Source organism: Kineococcus rhizosphaerae (assembly GCF_003002055.1).
Taxonomy (GTDB): domain Bacteria; phylum Actinomycetota; class Actinomycetes; order Actinomycetales; family Kineococcaceae; genus Kineococcus; species Kineococcus rhizosphaerae.
The window spans coordinates 1-10106 of sequence record NZ_PVZF01000032.1 but is presented as its reverse complement, the minus strand read 5'-3'; the positions used below and the strand labels follow the sequence as shown (position 1 = coordinate 10106).

The following is a 10106-nucleotide window of genomic DNA, read 5'->3' as shown; positions in this document are numbered from 1 at the left end:
CAGGTCTTGGCGCGGTCTACCCATCCGGCCCTGCTTGGGTAGCAGCGGCTCGATGAGCTCCCACTCCGCATCGCTGAGGTCAGAGGGATACGCCTCACGATCGCCAGCCACCTCAGCAGCATGCCCTACCAAGACCCACATCTGAAACAGTCACTGAGCGGTGGCATCTACAACCCCGGTCCCAGCAAGCAGGAGGTGCAGGCCGCTCAACAGCGTGCCTTCCTGCGGACTCCGCTGCGCGGCAACCGCCACGTTGCTGTTGTCAGCATGGCCGGCGGGGTCGGTAAGACCATCACCGCAGGTTTCCTGGGGCAGGCGTGGGGCGAGGCGCGCGGCGACCGCGTCTGCGCCATCGACGCCAACCCCGACGCAGGAAACCTGGCTGAACGTTTCGCCGGACAGGCCACCGTCGGTGCCGACGGCCGCCCCGTGCGGGCGCTGCTGACCGTCCGCGACCTGCTCACCGATGACGCCATCGCCCCGGTCGATTCGGTGGCTGACCTGAGCAACTACATGACCATCGCCGGGCGGCTGCACATCCTTCCCGCACCGACGTCGGTCGACGACGTTCTGAGCGCGCAGGAGTACCGGCGCGCCCAGGCCATCGCTGACCGGTTCTACAACCTGACGATCATCGACACGGGTACCAGCATCGCCCACGAGACGCACCGCGCGATCTTGGAGTTGGCGGACGACCTGGTGTTCGTCGTCGGCCCCAGCATGGACGCAGCGCGGCGAGTCAAGGCGATGATGGACGACCTGCAGGCGCGGGGATACGGCGACCTGCTTGCGCGAGCCACCGTCATGGTCATCACGCGCAGCAGCGCCGAGTCTTCCCTGGCCCGCAGCCGCCGAGGTGGCGGCGTCGACCCCGCCACGCTGGCCTCCTACTTCGCCCGCCGCGTGCGCGACGTCGTTCGCGTTCCGTACAGCCGCGGGCTCAGCGATGGCATGGCTGCCGACTTCGCGCAGTTGTCCGAGGACATTCGCGCTCCCTACCTCCAGGCGGCCGCAGGAATCGCTGCGCACTTCAACGGGCCCAAGACGCCGGCGCCCATCCTCAGCCGCCAGCGCGTGCCGCGTGTCACGTCGGCTCAGGCGGTTCGAGGCCGTCGGTGGCCGGGTCTGGGCGCCCGCACCAAGGCAGGCGAACCCCTGCCCCCGGCCACAATGAAGGTGACGACCTCCTCGGGGCAGGACATCCAGGACCTGAACCAGCTCGATGAGCTGGACACGTTGCCGCGCTACGGCCGGCGCGAGGAGTACCTGAACGACCGTCGGGACTGATCCGCCCGATCTGAAGCGACGCCCGGCCCCACCACGTGGTGCCGGGCGTTCCGCTGTCGCAGAACAGGTCGGCTCGATCGTGCAAGCAACGGCTTGGCCCGAACCGCTTGAACCGCCTGAACCGCCTGGACTGCCGGAACTGACGAGGGCTCGACCAGCGGATTCTCCGGACGGCGAGGAACCCGGCGGCGAGCAGGGAACCCTGAGGCGGCGGTTGACCTCCCCCGCTGAGCGCCCGGGCGCTTGATCACTGGACCAGCGACCTGCGACACAACGCCGTCTCGGTCGGCGCCGGAAGTTTGCCTGCACCACCACAGCCGCCCGGAAGCCTCCTCAGCCTTGAGGAGGGGCCTGAGCGGATGACAGCGTGCTGGGTCTGAGTGCCAGCTGGGTCGGCAGCTTCGCGCGCCTCAGCGCTTGCGGCGCTGGCGTGCTGTCGCCTTGACGATCTCACCGCGGGGGATGTCCTCGAAGAGGTTTCGCTGAGCGATCTCGTGCTCAGCGCGCCGGCGAGGGTTCGGGCTGGGGCGGACGACGCCTTGGTCGCGGGCGATGACGCCGTCCAGGACGGTCTGGAAGACCTGTTCAAGCCGGCGCAGCTCGTTCACGTAGCGCTGCACATGCAGCTGCCACAGCTGCGCGGAGACCTGCGTCTGAGGGGTCTGGACGTCCTTCTCGACGTTCTGCAAGCAACGCCGGGCAGCCTTCAACGAGTGCCGGATGACCGGCTCCTGTCGGAAGGCGACGGTGGTGGCCCACTCCTCGGCGTTGATGTCGTGCAGCAGAGCCCCGCCGGCCTCGTCGTAGGCGCTGGCGATCCACCAGACGTTGTCGACCAGGGCGCCAGTGAACTCTTCCGGGACGGCCGCGAGCTCGATCAGCTGCTCGAGGGCCGTCTGCACCAACGCTGCGTCGGGTTGGGGCGTCTGTGCCACGGCCGGGTCCTCCATCGTTCGGGTCGTCCTACGGGTCGTCGAGCGGGTCCTCAAGCAGGTCCTCGAGGGGTCGAGGTGCGCCGCCCAGCGCCGACGAGGGTGATGCTGGAGCCGGCGAAGACCCCGCGGGCTGGATCAAAGCGGTAGCGAAACCGCATCCCCAGCCCCGACGTCACCGGTGCGTCAGACGCACACGGCGCGGTCACGGTTGACTCGCTGACCTTCGCCCAGCCCATGAAAACCAGACGAAGCGCTGACAACGGATGCCTCCGCCGACACCACCATCGTCGCGAAGTATAGGACCTCACCTGCTGGCCCCTCCCGATCGTGGTCGTCGCTCAGGGCAGACAGCCGGCGTGCTTTCTCCTGCCGGGCGGACCCGGCGACGCTGGGGGGCACACGGAGCCGCCCAGGCGCAGCCGCCTGGCCCCGTTCGCCTCGCCAGCTGATCAGGGCAGAGCTCACAGCAGCAGGAGGAGACAGACCTGCAGCGAGACGGGGACGCCTCCCAGGGCCTTGGCCGCTTCAGGGCTGATGTGGCAGGCCAGCAGCTCCATCAGGTCGGCGTCGGTGCCATGGTGGATGCCCCAGGGGGTCCAGGTGGCTTCCGGCAGATCGAGCAGACGCGCTTCGGCGGCCGTCAGCTGCGCGCCCTCGAGCTCGCGTACCGGCGACCGGTGCGGCGCGCGCGCTCCCGGTCCGCTCGGGTGGTCCAGCCCCTGGTCCGCGTCCTGCGCGGCGCTGTGGGCCGCCTCCTCAGCCGCAGCCTGAGCGGTGCTGGCCCGAAGACGCTCCTGCTCCAGGACCAGCTGACGACCGTGGTCGCGCAAGCCGGCCGCCAAGGGCCGCAGGTGCCGGCGGTAGCTGGCGCTCAAGCGCCGACGCAGGAGGACGTACCCGACCCGGTAGTGCACCAGGACGACGTGACCGGTGGGCGTCGCCAGCAGGGACTCGCGCCGGCGCAGGTGATCGTCGACTCCGCCCGCGTCGTCGGGTTCGACCCCGCGGAAGAAGCCGACGGCCTCGTCCACCTCCGCACGGCAGGGCCCGTCGCTCCACTCGATGTTGAGTCCCTCCAGCCGGTGCTGCTGGCCCCTGGGCGGGCCCGCCGTCACCGTCTGGTCGCAGACCTGGACCCGGAAGGACGTCTGCGGCCAGCGCGCGTGCAAGCGGGCGCCGACGACGAAGGCGGTGTGCTGGGCAGACAGAACGTGGCAGGAGGCGGACAGGTCGCTGACGCCGGTCGGGGAGGCCGTGGGTCGGCGAGGAGGCTGTGGGCGGTGCATGGCGATCTCCCAGAGGGTCGATGCGGGGTGAAGGGTGTCGAAGGGGATGGGTGACTGAGGCGGGCCCACAGCGGTGGGCCTGTGGCGTTGGGCGGCGGGTACGCGGTCACCGTCACGGCGCAGTGCCGGCGGTGGACGCGTGCGAGTAGGCGGGGATGGCTGTCGGGGGATGCTCAGCAGATGCGCGTGTGCTGGCGCAGCGCGCACAGCAGACGACGAGTCTGAGGCTCGTCCTGGACGTCCAAGGCGTCGTTGGTGGCCCGCAGCTGCTGCAGGCTGCGCTGCAGCCCCCTGGTGTCGCCGAGGTAGTGCAGGGCACGCAGCTGGGTGCGACGCAGACCTTCGTGTGCAGGATCGATGGCCAGGGCGCGGGTCGTGGTGTGGACCGCTTCCCGGAAGCTTCCGCGCTGCAGCTGCGCTCGGCTCAACCGCGAGGCCACCGTCGCGATGAGGGTGTGCGCCTCGAGGTACAGATCGCCAGACCAGCAGAACCAGGTCTGGCGAACTCCGCTGAACGGAACTCCGCTAACCAGATCCATCGCGCGGCGCAGGTCCTCCTCGCGAGAACTGCGAGCCAACTGCCGCAGCAGGTGCAGATCGGTGGTCACGTCCTCGTGCAGTCGGTACCCCTCCCGCCCGGACGGCAGCAGCGGTTCCCCACTGAGCGGGTGCAGCCCCAACCATCGCCGCATCTCCGACATGCGCGGCGCCAGGGTGGACTTCGGGGTGACGTGCTGCAGGAGCTGCTCGCCGATGTCGCGACGGCGCGCGCCGGGGTTGAAGGCCAGGTAAGCCGTCAAGGCGGTGAACGTCTCCTGCCGCCGGTGCCAGGGTGCGACGTTGTCGACGTGGACGCTTCCCAGGACGCGGACGAACGGCAGGTCCGGGGAGGGGAAGGAGACGGCCGGCGCGTCGGCCTCAGCGACAGCGGTGACCTCCAGCGGTTGGGCGCTGGCCTGCTGGTGCTCGGTGGCGTGCCGGCGGTGGTGAGTGGGTGCGTGTCGCAGGGGACGGTGACGAGGGTTCATGGTGGGTGCCTCCAGAAGGCTCCTGTGTGATGTTGGCGGTCGCTGTCCGTCCAACACAGAAAAACTAACACCCGCATGACGATTACGCAACGTGGGTGCCGGGTCAGCACCCCGTTCAGTCGTTCGACGATCCGGGCCTCAACTCGGCCTCATGGAGGCCATCGCGACGGCCCGCAACGGTTTCGGCCTCGTCCCGGGGTGTCCCTGATCTGGCCGCCTGTTCATGTTGCTCACCTGGCGTATCGGTGACCGGGTCGACCACGCCGATGCCTCGTGGTTGAGACATGCCAGCAGGGACTGAGTCGGGAGGGGGGTCGATCATCGGAGGCTCAGTTCACGGGCAGGACCTGGCTTGCTTGTCCGATCACGTCGCTCGCGAGGTGAGGCACTTGAGCCCAGGTGTGTCGACCTCTCATCCTGCGGGCTCGGGCAGCGATGGAGGCGACCGCGTCCGCCGGGATGCCGCAGTCCCGGTCCCAGCAGCGGTCGGCGCCCCAGGCGCAGTCATCCCCTGGGCAGGCAGGTTCGCTGTTCAGAAACGCCGCCCAGTCATCGTCCGAGGCGTGTGGACGACGGCATGACGGGCACCGCGTCCGCCGGGGGGCAGCGCCGGTGATCGACGACGACGTCGAGGATGTCGACGGTCTCGCCGACGACGGTGGTGTCGGCTTGGACTGTGCTGCCACGTGTCCTCCGATCGGGCTGCTGGGCCTGTTGCTGATCTGACTGCGGCGTGCAGCGGGCATGGTGGTCCTCAGATCCGGGCGCGTCGCAGTCGGATGGCTCCGGCGAGGTAGAGCACCACGATCCACGCGATGAACGCCGCAGCCCCTGCCGCAGGGGTAAGCAGAAGGTCGTCGGCACGCAGGTGCGTGAAGTTGGTCAACGTGTTGGTCACTAACCAGCGGTTGAAGAACTGCGCCGGCCCCGACCCGGGAAGCAGAGCCAAGGTCAGGGGAACGGCATAGAGCAGCACCACGAGGGTCCCGATGGAGGCTGCGGTGCTGCGCACCAGCGCCCCGATAGCCAACCCCAGGACCGACATGCCCGACAGGTACAGCACCTCACCGAGCAGCACCCGAACAACTCCGGCGCCCCCGAGGGAGGTGGCGAGGTCATGGGAGGACAACTGCCAACTGGTCAGCAGGTACGTCAGTCCCACCGCGAGCGCCGCGGCCAGGACCGTGACGGTCCACAGGACCGCGGCCTTGGCCGCCAGCACCGAGGCCCGGGCCGGCGCCACGGTGAAGGTCGTGATCGCAGTTCGGGTCGAGAACTCCCCGGCGATGGTTCCTGCACCCAGGGCGCCCAGCAGCAGGCTGGACAGTTGGGCGCCGATGAAGGTGGCGTCGAAGAAGACTCGTGGTCGGGTGGAGCCGTCCTCATCGATCAACAGGGCGGCGATGAGGGCGACACCGACGAGCGGCACAGCAGCCGCGGCAGCGATGAGCAGCCAGCGCGAAGAGCGCAGGCTGCGCAGCTTGATCCACTCGGCATGGATGTGCCGCACCAGCCGCGGCCGGCGTGAGCGCCGGCTCAACCTCGCGGTGACGTCGCCGTTGGCATGGAGGTTGGTGCGGAGGTCGGAGTGAGCGGCTGACGCGCCGCCACGGCGCGGTCCGCCGCGGCCGCCGCGCTCCTGCAGGTCCGGGTCGGTGTCGGCGGTGCTCACGACGGCGCATCCTCTCGCGTAGCCAGCGCCCGGGCGGCGTCCGCTTGCGAGGCCAGCTGCGTCAGCACGTGCAGGGGGGTGTTGTAAAGGGTCACCACGACCTGGTGCTGTACCGCCGCTGCGACGTCGGCATAGGACGTCACCGACTCACCTGAGGCAATCTGGTCAAGGGACTCGCTGGCACGCTCGATGCGGTCGGCAAGCTCGCGCAGGTTCGCCGACACCTTGTGAGTCTGCCGGCGCAGTTCGGTGCGGGTGTGCGTCTCCACAGCTATGTTGAGCGCCCGGTCGGCACTGGGCGGGTCGATGCCGGGCGGGTCGATGCTGGACGGGTTGGCGCTGGCCGGGCTGATGGCGGACTCCTCCGGAAAGTTCATGACGCCGCCGTTCCAGCGGCGCGACGCGGACGGGCACGGCGAGCGGCCGGCGCCTGCGAGCGGCCTGCGACCTCGCCGTCGTGAGGGTGGTCCTGGTGCTCGACCATCGCGCCGGCACTCGCCTCCGCCGCGGCGGTGGCTTCATCTGCTGGTGCCGGGTTGCTGTCGGTCCCGGGGGAGGCGGTGCCGGCGCTGGAGGTCTGCTCGCGGCGCTGGGCAGCGCGCCGGACATCGATGGCCTCCACGTGCCAGCGGCGCGTGTCGTCACGGAACCCGCGCAGGTGGTCGGGGTGGTCCACCGGCAGCAGCAGGCGCCGGGTGACCGCCTGGCGGGTGATGCCCAGCAGCAAGGAAGCCTCCTTCAGGGTCATGTCCGGCTGCGGGGCCGCCTGCGCCTCGGGCAGGGCGGTCGGGGCCTGCGGCCAGCCCTCACGGCTGGTGAACTCCTGCTCGGTCATCGCGGTCACGGCCACCGCCTGCGCCGGGCTGCCGGCGCTCGCCGCGGCCTGCTCGGTGACGGCGATGGCCTGGCGGGTGGCCTGGGACAGGCCGGCGGCCTGCAGGGACAGGCGAGCGGTGATGAGGCCGTCGTGCGAGCTCAGGCTGGTGTGGAAGTCCTCCAGGTCCTCGAGCAGGGCGTCGGTCAAGTCGTCGTCGAGGCGGGCGGCGGGCAGGTCCAGCTGGACCTGGACGTTGAACCACGTCACGGTGATCAACCCCTTTCTGGGTTCGCTACGGCGGTTGCAGCAGGTGCTGCAACCGGGTGCCTTCGTCGAGGGTCGGCGGAGGCCAGTGGTCTTGCGGCATGGATCGCTGAAATGTGACTGGGTGCTGGTTGAGCGGTGGCGTCGGACACGAAAGCAGAGGCAAGATGTTCGGTGCGGTCGGGCCCACTTCGACTGGGCCCGACCGCTTCGTGCATCAGCACTGAGTGACTGCTGAGTCAGCGCTTCGGTGGCCACTGGAAGCCTGCTCGGCGTAGGTCGGCGATGGCGTTGCGCCACGACCGGTAGTCACTGGCGGTACCTGCCAGGACCGCGACCTGATGACCGTCCTTCACGACTCGCAGGTGTCGCCGCCGGGTGGGAGTGACGGTGAACCCTTGAGCCTTGATCGCCTTGACCAGCTTCTTCGTGTCCTTGTCCATGTTCACCTCCCTCCTACGAGTATGCAAACAATCTTACTACTGCGGTTGCGACTTTGCAATCATGGTGGTGTGTCGTGGCCCGGGTTGGTCATCGGCTGCCAGCAAGCAGAGCCGCTCTGGGGTCCCTGGTGGGTCTGCTCGAGATGAAGGCTGGGTCGCGCCGTTCCTCGGGCCGCGTCACGTCGCAGGCTGGCATCCTCCAGCCATGCTCGGAGAGACAGGCGCCATGCAGGTAGGCCGGAGGCTCGTCACCGACTACGAGGCGAACCAAGGTCGCACGCTGCAGAGCATGGAGAGCGGCTGGTATAATGGCCTGCCTCACATCGCCGACCTCGAGCGACGAGCCTCCGCGGTCGCTGGAGAGCACCCCGGCCGGCTGAGCGCAGACTTCGCCTCCTACCGTGCCGATGGCTCACTCGACCGCGTCATCGAGATGAAGACGAAGCAGAGCCAGCACACGTCGTTCGACCTCTACGAGCGCCAGATCAGGACTGCGCAGCTGCTGCCCGGTACGTGGTGGCTGTACGTGCCGTTCGACTGCGCCACTGCGCGCCCGCAGCTCGTCATCGTGTCCGACCTGCGGCCGCTGATCACCGAGGGACGCCGGGTACCTTCCGACGACCTCAGCGCTCGGCGAGGGTCAGTAGGTGCTGAGGACCGCTGGCGCTTCTTCGTCAGCGACATGCTCAAGGTGGGCACCGTCGTCCCGCATGACGACCCTTCGACTCCTACGGTGCGGTGATGGACTCCAAGACGGCCGCGATGAACGAGCAACGAGTGCATCTCATGCGCTCCGAGCTCCTGGGCTTGGTCGCTGTCCTCGAAGACCGCGTCGACCTAGTCCTGGCCGTGAGCCTCGCCCGCACGACCGAGGCCGTCTGGACCCTCTACGCCGACGTCATGCCCCGACTCGGCTGGCAGGAGCGGATGGGGCTGCTCAAGGGAGTCATGGAAGAGACGGCTGTACCCCGCCGCCGCCAGCACCTGGGCCCCGCGACGTTCGCCCAAGCCCGACCGCTCTTCATCCCGCTGCTGCAAGCGCTGGTGGAACACCGCCACACGATGGCCCACGCTGTCGTCCTCCCCTCCCAAGGAGATGACACGATCCGGCTCCTGCGCCGGCGCAAAGGTCACATCGACCCCGTCAACGTTCCTGTCGCGCGCGTGCAGCACCTCATGGACGAGCAGCATGGCCTGCCTGGACGCTCGACGAGCTGCTCACCTCGGTCGGGGACCTTGAGGTGTGGGGCATGCTCATGGGCTTCGACCAGGAAGACCCCGAGGACGCGGAGCTCGACTAGGGCGGGAAAGTACCTAGCGGGACCACGTACCGCTGACGTCTCGTCCCGCTACGTTGCATGAGTGATCGCGAAGACCTTGCCGTGGTGGCGACGTCCAGCCCGCTGGTGGAAGCGGCATCGGAAGGCCGCCGTGGTGGGCGCTGCAGCGGTCATCTTGATCTACGTTGCGATCGGCGTCTTGCCGATCCTCTACGTCCACCCCGGCAGCTTCCGGGCTACATCCGCCCCTACGGCCACCCCGACGATCATCGTGACGATCGCGCCCCAGCCTTCTGGCCCCCCGCAGACCTCGACGCGAACTGTGTCCGCAGCCCCGCAGACCGAGCACCCTGTCGACCAAGCCGCCCTCGCCGCTGCACGCAACGACGCCAGGATCCCCATCGGTGTGACGGCCGCGGCGCTCGTAGCCGCGGCGGCTACCGGCTTCGGGGTTCAGGCCAGCCGCCGCAGCGTGCGGGCAGCAGAACAGGCAGTAAAAGCAGCAGACAAACGCCAGGTCGCCGAAGCTAAAGCCGCTGAAGAACGTCGGTCCCGAGAAGCTGACGCCGCCAAGGAGCGACAGTCGATCGACCAGCAAGCCGCAAGGCGGCGGCATGACGAAGAAGACGTGAAGTGGGTTAAAGAGCAGCGGGAGAAGCGTTTCATCGACGCAGCCCGACAGCTGGGGTCAGGTCAAGGTCCTGAACGGCTCGCAGGTGTTTTTGCCATGACTCAGCTCGCCGATGAGTGGGTTGAGCAAAGGCAGAGGTGCATCGACGTTTTGTGCGGTGCTTATCGGGTATCGGGCGGAGAAGCCAGGCGCAAGAACTCCTCCGAAGATCGCATTGTCAAGCAGGCAATTGTGGCAGAAGTTGTGGCTCATACGCGAGGCGGCGACCTAGACGGCGTGGAGGGGCGAGGTGGGTTGATAATGAGTTCGACTTTCGTGGCGCCACGATCGATCACCCGCTGCAGCTGGTCGGCATAACCGCGCGGCGCCTAGTGATCTGCGGCTGAAGTTGGTGCCCCGGGGCGTTGCCAGGTGAAGGTGACGGGTCGATGCTGCTGGTTGCGGAGCCGGGTCCAGTGCTGAA

At 68.5% G+C, this 10106-nt stretch carries 12 protein-coding genes; 4 read left to right on the top strand and 8 right to left on the bottom strand.

All coding sequences use genetic code 11. The features are described from left to right. Nucleotides 1-141: transposase (locus CLV37_RS29130; RefSeq protein WP_146149480.1), on the bottom strand; the 141-nt coding region annotated here is incomplete at its 3' end. Between CLV37_RS29130 and CLV37_RS26175 the strand changes: the two genes are divergently transcribed. Continuing rightward, nucleotides 121-1287: a MinD/ParA family ATP-binding protein gene (locus CLV37_RS26175; RefSeq protein ID WP_146149619.1), complete on the top strand. Its 1167-nt coding sequence runs from the start codon at nucleotides 121-123 to the stop codon at nucleotides 1285-1287. The two genes, CLV37_RS29130 and CLV37_RS26175, sit on opposite strands and share 21 nt — an antisense overlap. A 410-nt stretch (nucleotides 1288-1697) precedes the next feature. Here CLV37_RS26175 and CLV37_RS26170 read toward each other — a convergent pair whose 3' ends face one another. From CLV37_RS26170 to CLV37_RS26140, 7 genes are all read right to left on the bottom strand, one after another. Beyond that, nucleotides 1698-2222 (bottom strand): hypothetical protein, encoded by a 525-nt coding sequence (locus CLV37_RS26170; RefSeq protein WP_146149618.1) that lies wholly within the window; start codon nucleotides 2220-2222, stop codon nucleotides 1698-1700. 461 nt (nucleotides 2223-2683) lie between these two features. Beyond that, a complete protein-coding gene (locus CLV37_RS28250) occupies nucleotides 2684-3253 on the bottom strand; it encodes a hypothetical protein (RefSeq protein WP_146149617.1) in 570 nt (189 codons plus the stop codon). 428 nt (nucleotides 3254-3681) lie between these two features. Next, a complete protein-coding gene (locus CLV37_RS26160; protein ID WP_170127522.1) occupies nucleotides 3682-4308 on the bottom strand; it encodes an AfsR/SARP family transcriptional regulator in 627 nt (208 codons plus the stop codon). A gap of 982 nt (nucleotides 4309-5290) precedes the next feature. After that, a complete protein-coding gene (locus CLV37_RS26155; protein WP_106215678.1) occupies nucleotides 5291-6208 on the bottom strand; it encodes an ABC transporter permease in 918 nt (305 codons plus the stop codon). Beyond that, nucleotides 6205-6585 (bottom strand): hypothetical protein, encoded by a 381-nt coding sequence (locus tag CLV37_RS26150; protein ID WP_106215677.1) that lies wholly within the window; start codon nucleotides 6583-6585, stop codon nucleotides 6205-6207. The genes CLV37_RS26155 and CLV37_RS26150 overlap by 4 nt, the downstream gene beginning before the upstream one ends. After that, on the bottom strand, nucleotides 6582-7292 hold the full coding sequence (locus CLV37_RS26145) for a hypothetical protein (protein WP_106215676.1): 711 nt from the start codon (nucleotides 7290-7292) through the stop codon (nucleotides 6582-6584). The genes CLV37_RS26150 and CLV37_RS26145 overlap by 4 nt, the downstream gene beginning before the upstream one ends. A gap of 236 nt (nucleotides 7293-7528) precedes the next feature. Then, nucleotides 7529-7732 carry a hypothetical protein gene (locus CLV37_RS26140; protein WP_170127521.1) on the bottom strand — a complete coding sequence of 68 codons (204 nt, stop codon included), beginning with the start codon at nucleotides 7730-7732 and terminating at the stop codon, nucleotides 7529-7531. Nucleotides 7733-7937: 205 nt separating this feature from the next. On the opposite strand from CLV37_RS26140, the gene CLV37_RS26135 reads away from it, so the two are divergent. The 3 genes from CLV37_RS26135 to CLV37_RS27245 are packed head-to-tail and all read left to right on the top strand — an operon-like array spanning nucleotide 7938 to nucleotide 10000. After that, nucleotides 7938-8474, top strand: coding sequence for a protein NO VEIN domain-containing protein (locus CLV37_RS26135; RefSeq protein WP_106215674.1), 537 nt, complete (start codon nucleotides 7938-7940; stop codon nucleotides 8472-8474). Beyond that, entirely contained in the window at nucleotides 8474-9094 is a 621-nt protein-coding gene (locus CLV37_RS26130) for a hypothetical protein (protein WP_146149614.1), read from the top strand. Before CLV37_RS26135 ends, CLV37_RS26130 begins: the two co-directional genes overlap by 1 nt. Continuing rightward, complete coding sequence (locus CLV37_RS27245; RefSeq protein ID WP_146149613.1) at nucleotides 9095-10000, top strand: hypothetical protein; 906 nt, start codon at nucleotides 9095-9097, stop codon at nucleotides 9998-10000. The last annotated feature ends 106 nt before the right edge of the window (nucleotides 10001-10106 follow it).